This is a genomic window from Rhodopseudomonas sp. B29, from assembly GCF_000333455.1.
In the GTDB taxonomy this organism is placed as follows: Bacteria; Pseudomonadota; Alphaproteobacteria; order Rhizobiales; family Xanthobacteraceae; genus Rhodopseudomonas.
Genome location: NZ_BADD01000010.1, coordinates 1 through 14,507, shown reverse-complemented (window position 1 = coordinate 14,507; position 14,507 = coordinate 1). Strand labels below are relative to the sequence as shown.

Below are 14,507 nucleotides of genomic sequence, written 5' to 3'. Positions count from 1 at the left end.
TGCCAGGCGTGGCGTGCCTCGGCGCCCATGTCGACGAAGGCCTTGATCATCGACCGCGGCATCGCCGAGCCGCCGCACACCACCATCTTCAGGTCGGGCAGCGTCAGCTTCTCCTTCTGCATGTACTGCAGCAGCATCAGCCACACGGTGGGCACGCCGGCGGTGTGCGTCACCTTCTCGGTCGACAGCAGTTCGTAGACCGAGGCGCCGTCGAGCTTGGCGCCGGGCATCACCAGCTTGGTGCCCATCGACGGCGCCGAGAATGCGATGCCCCAGCTGTTCGCATGGAACAAAGGCACCACCGGCAGCATCGTGTCCTTGGCGCGCGTGCCGAGCGAGTCGCCGTTGTTGGCCATCAGCGCGTGGAGCACGTTGGAGCGATGCGAATACAACACGCCCTTGGGATCGCCGGTTGTACCCGACGTGTAGCACATCGCCGCGGCGGTGTTTTCGTCGAAGTCTTTCCAGACGAAGTCGCCGTCGGCCTCCTTCAGCCACTCCTCATAAGCGACCGCGTTCTTCAACGTGGTCTGCGGCATGTGGGCGGCGTCGGTCAGCACGACGTAGCGCTCGATGCTCGGCATCTGGTCGGCGATCTTCTCGAGCACCGGAATGAACGTCAGGTCGGTGATCATCACGCGGTCCTGGGCGTGATTGACGATCCAGGCGATCTGGTCCGGAAAAAGCCGCGGATTGACCGTATGGCAGATCGCGCCGAGCCCCATGATTCCGTACCAGCATTCCAGATGCCGGGCGGTGTTCCAGGCGATGGTGGCGACGCGGTCGCCGAACTTGATGCCGGCGCGATCCAGCATCTGGCTGACCTTCAGCGAGCGCTGGTGGATCTGCGCGTAGGTGGTGCGGACGATCGGACCCTCGACCGAGCGCGTCACCACCTCCTGGTTGCCGTGGATCCGGGCCGCGTGCTCGATGATCCGATGACACAGCAAAGGCCAGTCTTGCATCAGTCCCAGCATTCGAACGTTCCTCCTGATCATTGTCATTGGCGGGTTGGCGGCGACATTAGCGCGGCGCAGCGGCGCGGAAAACGGTCTTGTGACCGAATGTTCCGCGCCAAATCGCCATGGTCGAAGCGATCCGGGCTGGCCGGACTGATCGCCTTGGTTGCACTGGCGGCGCAACCCACGTCGGCGCGGGAATGGATACCATTGCCGAAGCCGCGTCCCGCCGAAGCTCCGGCAGCGCAAGAGCGCGCGGCGCCGGGCGAGGAGGGGGCGGAGGAGGGCAAGCCGGATTCCAAGCCGGCCGATCAGGCTGCCGCCAAGCCGGAGGCGCCGCCGCAGCCGAAGCCGCCGTCGGCGTGCCGCGTGGCGCTGACCGATCAACTCGCAATCGCGCCGAGCATTCCGGATATCACCGGTCCGGGCGCCTGCGGCGGCACCGATCTGGTCAAGCTCGAAGCCGTAGTCATGCCCGACGGCAGCCATGTGGCGGTGACCCCGGCAGCGACGCTGCGCTGTGACATGGCGCGCGAGGTCGTCGATTGGGTCCGCGATGATGTCAGCGCGCTGGCGGTGTTGCTGAACACCAAGCCGGCGGTGCTGGACAATTTCGACAGCTACGAGTGCCGCGGCCGTAACCGGCAGAAGGGCGGCATCCTGTCCGAGCACGGCAAAGCCAACGCCATCGACATCCGTCTGGTGAAAATGACCGACGGCCGCAGCGTGTCGCCGACCGACCGGTCGGTGCCGCGGGCGTGGCGCGACTCGATGCTGCAATCGGTCTGCGCCCGTTTCACCACCGTGCTCGGGCCCGGCTCCGACGGCTATCACGAGGACCACATCCACCTCGATCTCGCCCAGCGCCGCGGCGGCTATCGGATTTGCCATTGGGAAGTGTGGGAGGGCCTGCCGCAGATTGCCCCGCTACTCCCGCCCGAACGCCCCGCCGAAGCCCCGCCACGCGAGACCGCGGCGAATACGCCGACGGGGCAAGCTCCGAGCCGCGACGACTCGCGCGAGGCTCCCGAACAAAGCGAGCCGCAGCAAGCCGAGCAGCCCGAGGCCGCCGAGCCGCCGGCCGCGCCGCCCCCAGCAGCAAAGCCGGCGAAACCGCCGAAGAAGCACCGCGCGGAGCGCAGTTTCCGGACTCAATAGATGGGTTGAGCGCAGCCAAACCCATCGAAAATTGGTCGCGGAGCTGCCCACCTACGCACATGTAGCCTGACCACGCACACCGCCTCATCCTGAGGAGCCCCAGCGAAGCTGGGGCGTCTCGAAGGATGGGCTCCAGGCGAGACCGTGCCCCGAAGCTCATGGTTCGAGACGCCCGGCTTTCGCCGGGCTCCTCACCATGAGGGCTGCGCGGCGCGGGCGCGTCGCCCCAATAAAAAAAGCGCCGGACCAGCCGGCGCTTTTCAAGATAGTCCAGTCGGGAAACTTACTGCCAGTTGGCGATGCCGCCGGTCTGGGCCATTTTGGAGTTGAACGGCGAATCGCCGTGCTTCGGCTCCAGCACCACCACGATCGTGCCCATCTTGACCCGGTTGTAGAGGTCGATGACGTCCTCGTTGGTCATGCGGATGCATCCCGAGGAGATCGAGGCGCCGATATATTCCGGCTGGTTGGTGCCGTGGATGCGGAACAGCGTGTCCTTGCCGTTGGCGTAGAGGTACATCGCGCGCGAGCCCATCGGATTGTCCGGGCCGGGGGCGACGAACTTCGGCACGCCGAGGCGCTCGATTTCACCCGGAGTCGGGTGCCAGGCCGGCCACTCGGTCATGGCGCCGACCTTGGCGATGCCCGACCACGCCATCGCCTCTTCGCCGACGGTGATGCCGTAGCGGATCGCCTTGCCGCCATCGAGCACGTAATAGAGATAATGGTTGTCGGAATCGACCACGATCGAGCCGGGCGCTTCCTTGCGGTGATAGTCGACGATGGCGCGGCGGAACGCTTCCGGCACCGGCGTCTTCACATAGGAGACCTTGGCGAGCAGTTCCTTGTCGCGCGGCTTGAAGGCCGTCGGCGAGGTTTCCTGGACGGTCGTCTGCATGCAGCCGCCGAGCATCATGCCCACCACGGCCACAAGTCCGAGCTTCATTCCGACAGACGCCATCATCATTCCAATCAGGATCTGGCGCGGAAATACGCGCCGGGCCAACCGCCCACCAAGCTTCGATTCTTGTGCTTTAGTATCTCCTAACAGCGCCCGTTTTCCAGCGTTTTGCCCGTGGTTCCGCAACGTCGAACCGGTGTTGTTGCATTTCTGCCGCAGGAATTCGGTACACCGGCGCAAATTCGAGGCAGACGCTGTGGCAGATCGGCACACTCGCGCCGATCTCCGGCCGCGCGACTAAAATCGCCGCGACCGGCCGCCGCGGCTCTTGCCGGATCAGTCCGCTCGCGGCACTGCTGGGGCGCATCCACACCGGACTGCCTTCACCGTCGTTCTGGCCCCGATAATTCTGGCCCAAAGTTCCGGAGTCCTCATGCTGGCTTACTTCTCTCCGTCCGCGGCCGCGTTGCGCCGTGCCGACACCGTCGATCTCGCCGCGCTGCCGGAGGATGCGGTGTGGGTCGATCTCGATCGGCCGACGCCGGACGAGGACAGGGCGGTGGAGCGGCTCACCGGCATCGAGGTGCCGACGCGGGACGAGATGGCGGAGATCGAGATTTCCAGCCGGCTCTATATCGAGAACGGCGCCCGCTACATGACCGCCAGCTTGATGTGCCATTCGGACTCGGAGTCGCCGCGGCTGTCGCCAGTCACCTTCATCCTCGCCGGCCGCCGCCTGGTCACGGTGCGCTACGAGGAGCCGCGGCCGTTCATGCTGGTCGAGGCCAAGCTGGCACGCACGCCGTCCGCCGGCAACCGCGGCGACGCCGTGCTGCTCGAATTGCTCGACGCCCTGATCGACCGCTGCGCCGACATCCTGGAGCGCGCCGGCGCCGACGTCGACGAAGTCTCCCGCGAGATCTTCGAGCCGCAGGGCGCGGCCCGCACCGGCCAGCCCAAGCGCTATTCCGACATCCTGATCGCCATCGGCCGCAAGGGCGATTTGGTCTCCAAGGTGCGCGAGTCTCTTGTCTCGATCGGACGCCTGGTGGCGTTCCTGTCGGTCGACGGCGAGGGCGTCAAATGGCCCAAGGACATGCGCACCCAGCTCAAGACCATGCAGCGCGACGTGATTTCCCTATCGGACCACGCCAGCTACCTGTCCAACAAGATCACCTTCACCCTCGACGCCATGCTGGGCGTGGTCAACCTCGAGCAGAACAACATCATCAAGCTGTTCTCGGTGATGGCCGTCGTCCTGATGCCCCCGACCCTGATCGCCTCGATCTACGGCATGAACTTCCGCATCATGCCCGAACTGCAATGGGAGCACGGCTACACCATGGCGCTCGGCATGATGCTGGTAGCAGCGGTGCTGCCGTATATGTTTTTCAAGTGGAAGAAGTGGTTGTGAGAGAGGTTTAAATAAACCTGTTTTCTTCTGCCCAGGTTCTCCATTCGAATTCGACGCTCTCGACGAGTTCGAGTCGATTGTCCCATCCATGATTTCCGGCGAAGATAGTAAGATTTTCACAATCCCATCTTGCGGAGGGAGATACCAAACTGTCAACGCCGAGAAATGCGAGAGCCGCGCCAATATTCTGCGTCACGCGATAATCTCTAGTGCCGTAATTGCCAAAGTCGACGCCAAGCAATTCCAATTCAGTTCTACTAAGACGTACAGTTTGTGTCGTTGATATAGCCAGGCGGCTGAGCTTCAAAGGTCTATGACTTGGTATTGGCGTAAGTCCGAGAATAAACGATACTATTTCCGCAATGGCGCCATCTCGATTGAGGCTGGTGTATAAAACTGGAAAGCTTACATCTCCTTGAGCCTGTGGCGCCCATCGCCCTCCGTTAATGGAGGCTGCTAACGGGTCTGTCGCGATTCCGGTTACCCTAAATGCGGTGAACTCATGTGAGGATCGAGGAAGCTCACTGAGTCGATCGAGTAGCTCCTGATCGTGAAATCGCTGATTCATTTACAAAAACACGCCCTCGCGAAGCTGGTTGACTAAACGTCTAACTTCATCAATCCGTCCTTCGCGGATCATCTCTGCGGGCGATACTCCTTCGAAGTACTTCTGAGGGGAGAATATCCATTGTCGAGCCTCATTCGGATCGTAGAACTCCGAAAGTTGGTCAACTATGAACTCCAGCTCAAGAAGGGTCTTCTCGGTGCCTGAGTGCGGGTATGCTTTGCCTTGGTTCCATCGTGAGACTGTTTCGGGGCGTGTGCCTAGGAGGTTCGCAACCTCGATGTTGCGCATCGCTCCTTTCACGCGAATTGATTCCAATTTTCTGGCTACGGCGCTCATTATCTTTTTTCTTTCTTCAGTCCCACAACTAGTTGCGCCTATTTTCCCATCCGTCGCGGCGCAATGGCGATGTTGCACACGACTTTGAGCCCGAATTTTCTGCGAGATGAGCCATTGCCTGCCGAAATCGACTTAGGTGGCCTTGCTTTATCCTAAGGATCTCAGTCAGCTTTTCGTCCAATCCCTTAAGCGCTGCAACGGATGCAATGTCGTCAGAGACGCGTCGTACCCTGCCCTCAAGATAATGGGCGACACGCATACTGACGGGCGTCGAACCTAGGCTTTCTATTTCTCTAGCTCGCTGATACGTCGCGTGTCGAGCGGGGCGCTCAATCATATCGCGTACTCCGTGCGGACAGCAGTGAGTATCTCGACAGCCGCACCGCGCTTTTATTCGTTGAGACGAGTTGAGGAACGTCTCTGCTATCTCTGGTTTCAAAAGCATGTCGAGCTGAGGGAAATAAACTCGCCAGCTCTGACCGCCACCTCCTCCAGATGCAGGTCGCCGCCAACTTGCGGCTTTGAAGTTCTGGTTTCGGGTAACTCCGTGCGCTAGGCCGCCAACGGCGCCGAATGCGAGGCTCGCTAGCCCAGGCAGCCCTCCAACGTAATCCGCAACGAGCGGTAGCCCTCTCGAGTGAAAGTCTCGGCAGGCCTCTATGTAAGCAGCGGTTTTCTCTCCAGTTGCATCGTCTCCGAAATTCTCAACCTTCAACCATACGGCTTCGCAGGGGGCGTCAGAAAGTGCGCCAATTAAAGCTTGTCTTTCACTGGGACGTCTAAGCACCTGGATTGGGACAGCCAAAGAGTAGATAAGGCCGACCTTTGAGTCGCTTGCACGAATTCTGTCTGCGCACCATGAAATCATTTCAATATCTCTGCGCAACCAAGCATCGTTTGCACCAGAGAGAAGGTGGCTGGGCCCAATAATTTGCGTGAAACCACCCTCAAGAGCGAAGTCGACAATCTGCGCAACTCGTCTCCTGCCGTCGCTGTCAGTGAAGTCGCCTATATTGTGGTGACGCTCCAACCCCCAAGGCAGAGCAGAAAGAGACGCACTATGACTTCCTGGCAAACCCATCTGTTGGGTTTTTGGATCAAGAATGACATCGAAGTCGCGTTTTCTCGCTTCGACGATTAGCTCTTTGTGCCTATCCACATTGTGCGCGTCGATCACGAACCCAAATACGCCACGCTCGCCGGTAGCTAGAAGGTCGAGCATCTCCCTATGATCGTTCCGCCCTACCCTGACAAAGAAAGCCAAAGGCGCTCCAGGACGTCTGAGCTCAGTCGGGCGTGGCAATTGGATGATATTCGTCATGGACGATTCTCCGAGTGAATTGACGTTACCATTGACATTTCGATTGCGCAATTTGTTTCTGATTTGTTCTCAAAAACGGAACGCTCGGGAGAATCCGATAGTAAAACTAAGCAATATCAATTGGTTAGTTGATTTGAGGTTTTGGCCCCCTTGGCCCTTGGGGTTAGCTAAATCCGCATTTGGCCGCTCTGACCTGTGACTTATCCACTTACGTTCGTCCGCGCCTGATCAATCGGTTTCCGTGACAGAGGCGTCGTCCGTCAGTTTCGGATTCTCTTCGTATCCTTCGGCAGTGGACATGAGCGTCGACCTTTTCGAGGTCGCTCCCTAAACGACGCTTTTCTCAATCGGTCAGCTGTCTTGTCCTGGCCACGACGTTGCTACTTCCACAATCGTCATGCGCGAGCTCTATCCGCGCATCCATCCACGGATTATTCGCGTCGTAATGATCGCATCCGAGCGCCGGACCGCCGGGTCAAGCCCGGCGACGACGGTAAAACGCACGGCGGCTCTTGACTATCACCAATTTAGGATTATAATCCATATCGTCCTGTCCGTGAGGGGCGCTTCTCGAGGGCGCTTGGAAAGCGGGACAGATCGCCGGCTGGGCAACCAGCCAGGCGGTGTCCGGCGTAGCTGGCTCTGGCCAGCGAAGCCGGAAAGGATGCGGCGCCCGCGTCTCACGCTTCGCACGCGTGACCCCGGGCGGCGTCGGGTCCCCGTCCGAGCCCACTACGAGGCTCTGCGACTTGTTAGTTCGCTGGACGCGGGACAGGCGAAGGCGGCGAAATCCGCCGGATGAAGCGGTGCGGAGGCATCGCGCCTGTCCCCGGAAGCACGGGCCTGATGCCGAACAGACGCCGCGGTGGGCGCGCCTTTGAGGCGAGCGCGATTACTTCACTGAAGTAATCGCGAGAAACCACCAACATCCGCGCCAAAACGGCGCGCCCCCGCCCCTCGCTTTGAAGCGACGGGTGCAAAACTCGGGCTCAGCGGAGCCGCGAGAACGATTGGGCGTGGCTGTTTGACAGAGTGGATAGGATGGCGAGTGCACGGGTGACGTGCTGCATTTCAACTCTCTCAGCGTCATGGTCCGCGCAGGCGGGCGACCCAGTATCCAAGTGAGCTGATGGTTGAGGACGAGCGTCGATGCGTTTTGCGAAAAGCGGCGCTCTGGAATACTGGCTCCCCCGCATGCGCGGGGGATGACGGGTGTTGGTGTGGTGAGTCCTGTACGTCATACGCGGGCTTGACCCGCCTGCGCGGCCGAAGCCGCTCCGGCGCGGCGAAGGCCCGCGTATCCATCGCGCGCCAAGCGCACCGTCATTCGAAGAGGATGGATTGCCGGGGCGAGCCCGGCAATGACGAGCTGAGCAGCCGACCGCGCCGCCTACTCCGCCTTCGTCCCCAACTGCTTGTGCCTTCGCCCGAAGTCCGGCGCGGCTTCGTCCTGGCCGATCTGCACGATGCCGCGGCGGATGGCGCGGGTTCTCGTGAAGTGATCGAACAGTGCGTCGCCGTCGCCGCGGCGGATGGCGCGGGTGAGCTTGGAGAGGTCTTCCTGGAATTCGCCCAGCATCTCCAGCACCGCGTCCTTGTTGGTCAGGAACACGTCGCGCCACATCGTCGGGTCGGAGGCGGCGATGCGGGTGAAGTCGCGGAAGCCGCCGGCGGAGAACTTGAGGACTTCGGACTGTGTCACGCCTTCGAGTTCTTCGGCGGTGCCGACGATTGTGTAGGCGATCAGATGCGGCAGATGGCTGGTGACCGCGAGTACCAGGTCGTGGTGCTCGGGCGTCATGATCTCGACATTGGCGCCGAGCGTGCGCCAGAACGCGGCGAGCTTCTCGGTCGCCTCGGCGTTGGTGCCTTCGGGCGGCGTCAGAATGCACCAGCGGTTGATGAACAGTTCGGCGAAGCCGGAATCCGGGCCGGAATTCTCGGTGCCGGCGACAGGATGCGCCGGCACGAAGTGGATGTCCTCCGGCAGATACGGCGCCATGGCTTTGACCACCGCGGCTTTCACCGAGCCGACGTCGGAAACGATCGCGCCGTGCTTGAGATGCGGCGCGATCTCCTTGGCGACGTCGCCGCAGGCACCGACCGGGATGCACAATATAATGAGATCGGCACCCTCGGCGGCTTCGGCGTTGGTCTCGACCACCTGATCGACGATACCAAATTCCTGGCCGAGTTCGCGCACCCGCTCGCGCGTCTGCGGCGAGCGCGCGGTGGCGACGATCTCGGAGGCTAAGCCGAGCGACTTCGCACCCCGCGCGATCGAGCCGCCGATCAGACCGAAGCCGATCAGCGCGACTTTGCGAAACATCGGCTCCGAAGTCATGGCTGGGCCATGAACTCGCGCAGATGTTCGATCACCAGCTCGTTCGCCTCGTCGGTGCCGATGGTCATACGTAGCGCGTCGGGCAGGCCGTAATTGTTGAGCGCGCGCAGCACCAGGCCGCGCTTGGTGAGGAACGCGTCGGCGGCCGCGGCGGTCTTGCTGCCGCCCTTGGGGAAGTGCACCAGTACGAAGTTGCACACGCTCGGCGTCACGGTGAGCCCGAGCTTGGTGAATTCTTCAGTCAGCGTATTGCGCCATTTGTCGGTGTGGACGCGCGACATCTCGACATGCGCGGTGTCCTGGATCGCCGCGACGGCGGCGAGCTGCGCCGGCACCGAGACGTTGAACGGACCGCGGATGCGGTTGACCGCATCGACGATATTGGCCGGGCCGAACATCCAGCCGATACGCAGCGCGGCGAGCCCGTGCACCTTGGAGAAGGTGTGGGTCAGCACCGTGTTCTCGGTGGTCGATACCAGCTCGATGCCGATCTCGTAGTCGTTCTTCATCACGTAGTCGGCGTAGGCGGCGTCGAGCACCAGCACGACATGCGACGGCAGCCCGGCGCGCAGCCGCTTGACCTCGTCGAACGGGATGTAGGTGCCGGTCGGGTTGTTCGGGTTGGCGAGCCAGACCAGCTTGGTCTTGTCGGTCACCCGCGCCAGCATGGCGTCGACGTCGGTGGTCAGCGCCTTCTCGGGTGCCACCACGTTGCTGGCGCCGTTCGCCAGCGTCGCGATCGGGTACACCAGGAAGCCGTGCTGGCTGGAGATCGCCTCGTCGCCGGGGCCCAAATAGGTGTGCGCCAGCAGGTTGAGGATCTCGTCGGAGCCGGCGCCGCAGATGATGCGGTCGGGGTCGAGGCCGTAAGCCTTGCCGATGGCTTCGCGCAGGACGCGCGAGGTGCCCTCCGGATAATCCTCGAGATGATCCGCCGCGCTCTTGTAGGCCGCGATCGCGTGCGGCGACGGGCCGAACGGGGTCTCGTTGGCCGAGAGCTTGAACACCTTGCGGCCGGGCTCGGGGACCGGGCTCTTGCCGGGGGTGTAGGGCGCAATATCGAGAATGCCGGGCTTCGGCACGGGACGGGACATCGTCAACTCCGGAAGAAAGTCGGGCGGCGGAAACCGGCCCTGGAAACTCAGGGCTTGCCGCTCGGGGGCACCGTATAGCGCTTGGCGTGGCTGCCGACGAGGGCCGATGAGCGCACCGAGGCCCCCGCTGCGATCAGGGCAGCCTTGATCTGGTCGAGGCTGCCGGGCGCCGACACCGAAACCAGCAGCGCCGCCCCGTCGAAAGTCGTATCCGGCACCGCCAGGACTTCGGCCAGCGGCGACAGCGCCCGGGCGGTCTCGGCGGTCCAGCCGGCGACCCGGATGCTCCAGGTCTCGACCTCTGTCACCATGGCGCTGTCGGCGACCCGGGATACGACAAAGACCGGCAGCGCGGCCGGATGGTCGGCGCGCTCGATGAAGGGCAGGCGGGCGATGATCTTCGGTGCGCCCTGCGCCTCCAGCGCCAACCACCACGGATTGTTGCCCGAAGTCGCCGACACCAGCGCCAGATCGCCTTTCGAGCGCGCCACGGCATCGACCGCCGCCGAGGCCGAGAAATGGGCGACGTAAGGCACCGTGAAGCCGAAGTGGAAGCGCGCCGAGTCCCGCATCGCGCTTTCGCCGAGCGACTGGTCGGCATGCACCGAGAACGGCGCCTGCACATAAGTAAAAGTCGCGATGATCACCCGCCAGATGCTCTCGACGGTGTCGAGCGGCAGGATGCCGGTGTGGCGCTGGACCAGCCGGCGCATCATGTCGGCCTCCCGCGCCGGCCGAAACGCCGAGCCGACCTCCTGGGTCTGCTTCACCGAAATCAGCCGGTCGATGATCTGGCCGCGCTGCATCAGCAGGCGATGCACCTGCTCGTCGATGCTGTCGATCTCCTGGCGGAGCGCGGCGAGCGACGGCGGCGAGGGCGGCTGGGTCATTGTGGAGAACTTTCAGGCGAGATCAAGCGATGCGACCTCTGCTTAGGAAACCAGGCGATTGAAGGCAAAGGAATTTGGCTTGGGGGCAGGGCGCCGCACCATTCACAGCGCGCTCCCTCTCCCGCTTGCGGGAGAGGGTTGGGGTGAGGGCGCCCCAGGCAGTGAGCTCACGACTCGCGGAGCGGAGTGCCCTCACCCGTCCCGGCTTCGCTGCGCTCCGCCGGGCCGACCTCTCCCGCAAGCGGGAGAGGTCGCGCCGTGCCCGTGGCTAGGCCTTTGCACCATCACGACCGGGCAATGCCCAATATTGACGGCTCAGGCCCCGGTGCTTATTGTCTAACCAGACCCGTGGTCATTTGAGCCGGCCGGCTTGCAGCCACGTTAAACAACTCGCTAAACAGGCCGGGGACGTTTCGATCCCGGCCGAACCTGTGTTCGGGCCGGGTTTTTTATTGGCCCGGCGCGCCTATCTGAGATCGACCGGATGTTCCGGTGAGGGCCGTGGCAGTCGTATGATGAATATCCACCCGGCAAAGGGTCCCAAAGCCGCAAATGGCGAGCGCTTGTGGGAGGCCGACCACCCCACCTCCCTGGTCGCCCAGTTCGGCGCCGACCAGCCGCTGCGGCTCGACTGCGGCATCGACCTGTCGCCCTTCCAGATCGCCTATCAGACTTACGGCACGCTGAACGCCGACAAGAGCAACGCCATCCTGGTCTGCCACGCGCTGACCATGGACCAGCACATCGCCAATGTGCATCCGATCACCGGCAAGCCCGGCGGCTGGCTGACGCTGGTCGGGCCGGGCAAGCCGATCGATACCGACCGCTACTTCGTGATCTGTTCGAACGTCATCGGCAGCTGCATGGGATCGAGTGGGCCGGCGTCCACCAATGCCGTCACCGGCAAGGTGTGGGGCCTCGACTTCCCCGTCATCACCATTCCCGACATGGTTCGGGCCCAGGCGATGCTGATCGACCGGCTCGGCATCGACAGACTGTTCTGCGTAGTCGGCGGCTCGATGGGCGGCATGCAGGTGCTGCAGTGGAGCGTCGCCTATCCCGAGCGGGTGTTCTCGGCGATGCCGATCGCCTGCGCGACCCGGCATTCGGCGCAGAACATCGCCTTCCACGAGCTCGGCCGTCAGGCCGTGATGGCCGATCCGGATTGGGAGCACGGCCGCTATGTCGAGACCGGCTCCCACCCGCACCGCGGTCTCGCCGTGGCGCGGATGGCCGCGCATATTACTTATCTGTCCGACGCCGCGCTGCATCGCAAGTTCGGCCGGCGGATGCAGGACCGCGACCTGCCTACATTCTCGTTCGACGCCGACTTCCAGGTCGAGAGCTACCTGCGCTATCAGGGCTCGTCCTTCGTCGAGCGCTTCGACGCCAACTCTTATCTCTATCTGACCCGCGCCATGGATTACTTCGATATCGCCGCCGACCATGACGGTGTCCTCGCCGCAGCGTTTCGCGGCACAAAGACGCGATTCTGCGTCGTCTCGTTCACCTCGGATTGGCTGTTTCCCACCTCGGAGTCGCGCGCCATCGTGCACGCGCTCAACGCCGGCGGCGCCCGCGTGTCGTTCGCCGAAGTCGAGACCGACAAGGGCCACGATGCCTTCCTGCTCGACGAGCCGGAATTCATCGATATCGCGCGCGCGTTTCTGCATTCGGCCGCCGTCGCGCGCGGCCTGCCGGGCGCGGAGCGCTGAGCATGTCGGTGCAGGAGGGACTGCCGCTCGGCGAGCATCCGCGCGCGACGCTACGCGTGCACCGCGCCGATCATCTCAAAGTCGCCGACATGGTCGAGCCTGGCTCCAAGGTGCTCGACGTCGGTTGCGGCGAGGGTGACCTGATGATGCTGCTCGAATCCCGCGGCGTCGATTGCCGCGGCATCGAGTTGTCGCGCGAGGGCGTCAACCGCTGCGTGTCGCGTGGTCTCGCCGTGGTACAAGGTGACGCCGACACCGACCTCGACAACTATCCGGCCGACGCCTTCGACTACGTGATCCTGTCGCAGACCCTGCAGGCGACGCGGCAGCCGCGCGTAGTGCTGGAGAATCTGCTGCGCATCGGCCGGCGCGCGATCGTGTCGTTTCCGAACTTCGGCTACATCAACATGCGGCTGCAACTGCTGATCAACGGCCAGATGCCGCGTACCGAGAATCTGCCGGCGACCTGGTACGACACTCCGAATATCCATTTCTGCACCATCAAGGATTTCGTCGTGCTGTGCGAGGAGATCGGCGCCAAGATCGAGCGCTCGGTGGCGCTCGACAGCTACGGCCGCCCGCTGCGCCTCAATGCGCCGTGGTGGTTCTGGAACATGTTCGGTGAACAGGGCGTGTTTCTGCTGACCCGCGCTCACAAGAAATCGCCGCCCGAGCGAGGCGAATACGTCGCGCCTTAAGCCCTACATTATTCCATCTCACGGGTTCGATGGCGCGAGATAACCGCGCAGCAGCGCCGTGTTTCGCGCGTTAACGAATCCGGTTACGAAAGCGGTGCAATACACGTATTGCGCTAAATAGTTCCCTTTTCCACAAAATGATCATGTTTCGCCCGCGAATTACCATCGCAGGTTAGTGACCAGCCATTTTCTCGCCACCCCGGATCGATTAACGCGACGGGCGCTTTCGGCTCTGCAAAGCCGCAGCGCTGTCTATGAGTTCCGGAGAGAGAGTCTGTATGGTTGAGTTCACTGCGTTTCGTTTGTCGCGTATCGCCGCTTTGGTTCTGAGTGCCGTCGCACTCGCGGTGATCACTTCCAATCCCGCGTCGGCAAGGCCGCGCCATCATCACGCGCACGCGTCGCGCCACTATCATCACGTCGCTTCGTATCGGGCCCACGAGTATCGCGGCTATCGCATGTCGCGCCGGCAGCAGCGCGCTGCGCGCGTGGTGCAGCAGCAGCAATTCGGCGAGGCGCCGTTCGGGTTTGCGGCGGGTTACCAGGATCCGAACTATCAGGCTCCCAACTATCAGACGCAGAATGTCGCCGCGGCGCAGCCGATGTCACGCCGTGCCGAACGTCGCCGGCTGCGTCAGCAGCAGGCCCAGCAGGCGCAAGCGCAAGTCCAGAGCTGGTCGCCGTCCGGCGCCGCGTCGAGCATCGTCGCCGAAGCGCGTAGTTTCATCGGTCGCGGCAATCCGACCGGACGCAGCTCGCTGTGGTGCGCGCGGTTCATGAACCTGGTGCTGCAACGCTCGGGTCATAGCGGCACCGGCTCCGACATGGCGAGCTCGTTCGCGCATTACGGTCAGCGCATCTCGGGTCCGCAGGTCGGCGCGATCGCGGTGATGTCGCGGCGCGGCGGCGGCCACGTCGGCGTCGTCAGCGGCATCGATCAGAACGGCAATCCGATCGTGGTGTCGGGCAATCACAATCACCGCGTCGCCGAGGCGGTGTACTCCAAGAGCCGCGTCTACGCCTATGTGATGCCGTCGAGCTGAGGTAGCCGCCTCGTCATTGCGAGCGAAGCGAAGCAATCCAGCTCAGTGCACCACGCTGGATTGCTT

At 62.9% G+C, this 14,507-nt stretch carries 12 protein-coding genes and 1 riboswitch; of the genes, 5 read left to right on the top strand and 7 right to left on the bottom strand.

Features of this window, described 5'->3' with window-relative positions; genetic code table 11:
- On the bottom strand, positions 1-977 hold a 977-nt coding region (locus tag I5M_RS00225), incomplete at its 3' end, for an AMP-binding protein (RefSeq protein ID WP_022719563.1).
- Positions 978-1,169: 192 nt separating this feature from the next.
- On the opposite strand from I5M_RS00225, the gene I5M_RS00220 reads away from it, so the two are divergent.
- Positions 1,170-2,117: an extensin family protein gene (locus I5M_RS00220; RefSeq protein WP_307704337.1), complete on the top strand. Its 948-nt coding sequence runs from the start codon at positions 1,170-1,172 to the stop codon at positions 2,115-2,117.
- A 283-nt stretch (positions 2,118-2,400) separates the two neighbouring features.
- Here the strand turns inward: I5M_RS00220 and I5M_RS00215 are convergent, their stop codons facing one another.
- Entirely contained in the window at positions 2,401-3,078 is a 678-nt protein-coding gene (locus I5M_RS00215) for a L,D-transpeptidase (protein ID WP_031334840.1), read from the bottom strand.
- A gap of 373 nt (positions 3,079-3,451) precedes the next feature.
- Here I5M_RS00215 and I5M_RS00210 point away from each other — a divergent pair, with 373 nt between their 5' ends.
- Positions 3,452-4,432 carry a magnesium transporter CorA family protein gene (locus tag I5M_RS00210; RefSeq protein ID WP_022719560.1) on the top strand — a complete coding sequence of 327 codons (981 nt, stop codon included), beginning with the start codon at positions 3,452-3,454 and terminating at the stop codon, positions 4,430-4,432.
- A gap of 7 nt (positions 4,433-4,439) precedes the next feature.
- Here I5M_RS00210 and I5M_RS34335 read toward each other — a convergent pair whose 3' ends face one another.
- The 5 genes from I5M_RS34335 to I5M_RS00190 all read right to left on the bottom strand — a co-directional run bounded on the left by I5M_RS34335 (position 4,440) and on the right by I5M_RS00190 (position 10,985).
- Entirely contained in the window at positions 4,440-5,000 is a 561-nt protein-coding gene (locus I5M_RS34335; RefSeq protein WP_083909465.1) for an RES family NAD+ phosphorylase, read from the bottom strand.
- Complete coding sequence (locus tag I5M_RS28895; RefSeq protein WP_083909464.1) at positions 5,001-5,336, bottom strand: MbcA/ParS/Xre antitoxin family protein; 336 nt, start codon at positions 5,334-5,336, stop codon at positions 5,001-5,003.
- A 2,711-nt stretch (positions 5,337-8,047) separates the two neighbouring features.
- Positions 8,048-9,001: a prephenate/arogenate dehydrogenase family protein gene (locus I5M_RS00200; RefSeq protein WP_022719558.1), complete on the bottom strand. Its 954-nt coding sequence runs from the start codon at positions 8,999-9,001 to the stop codon at positions 8,048-8,050.
- The gene (gene hisC / locus I5M_RS00195; protein ID WP_022719557.1) at positions 8,998-10,095 is read right to left on the bottom strand and encodes a histidinol-phosphate transaminase; all 1,098 of its coding nucleotides are present in this window, start codon (positions 10,093-10,095) and stop codon (positions 8,998-9,000) included. The genes I5M_RS00200 and hisC overlap by 4 nt, the downstream gene beginning before the upstream one ends.
- A 47-nt stretch (positions 10,096-10,142) precedes the next feature.
- Positions 10,143-10,985, bottom strand: coding sequence for a chorismate mutase (locus I5M_RS00190; RefSeq protein WP_022719556.1), 843 nt, complete (start codon positions 10,983-10,985; stop codon positions 10,143-10,145).
- Between the two features lie 338 nt (positions 10,986-11,323).
- Positions 11,324-11,403, top strand: a riboswitch (SAM riboswitch).
- Positions 11,404-11,497: 94 nt separating this feature from the next.
- Between I5M_RS00190 and I5M_RS00185 the strand changes: the two genes are divergently transcribed.
- The 3 genes from I5M_RS00185 to I5M_RS00175 all read left to right on the top strand — a co-directional run bounded on the left by I5M_RS00185 (position 11,498) and on the right by I5M_RS00175 (position 14,441).
- Entirely contained in the window at positions 11,498-12,700 is a 1,203-nt protein-coding gene (locus I5M_RS00185; protein WP_022719555.1) for a homoserine O-acetyltransferase, read from the top strand.
- A gap of 2 nt (positions 12,701-12,702) precedes the next feature.
- Entirely contained in the window at positions 12,703-13,398 is a 696-nt protein-coding gene (gene metW / locus I5M_RS00180) for a methionine biosynthesis protein MetW (protein WP_022719554.1), read from the top strand.
- 278 nt (positions 13,399-13,676) lie between these two features.
- A complete protein-coding gene (locus I5M_RS00175) occupies positions 13,677-14,441 on the top strand; it encodes a TIGR02594 family protein (protein WP_022719553.1) in 765 nt (254 codons plus the stop codon).
- Positions 14,442-14,507 lie beyond the last annotated feature (66 nt).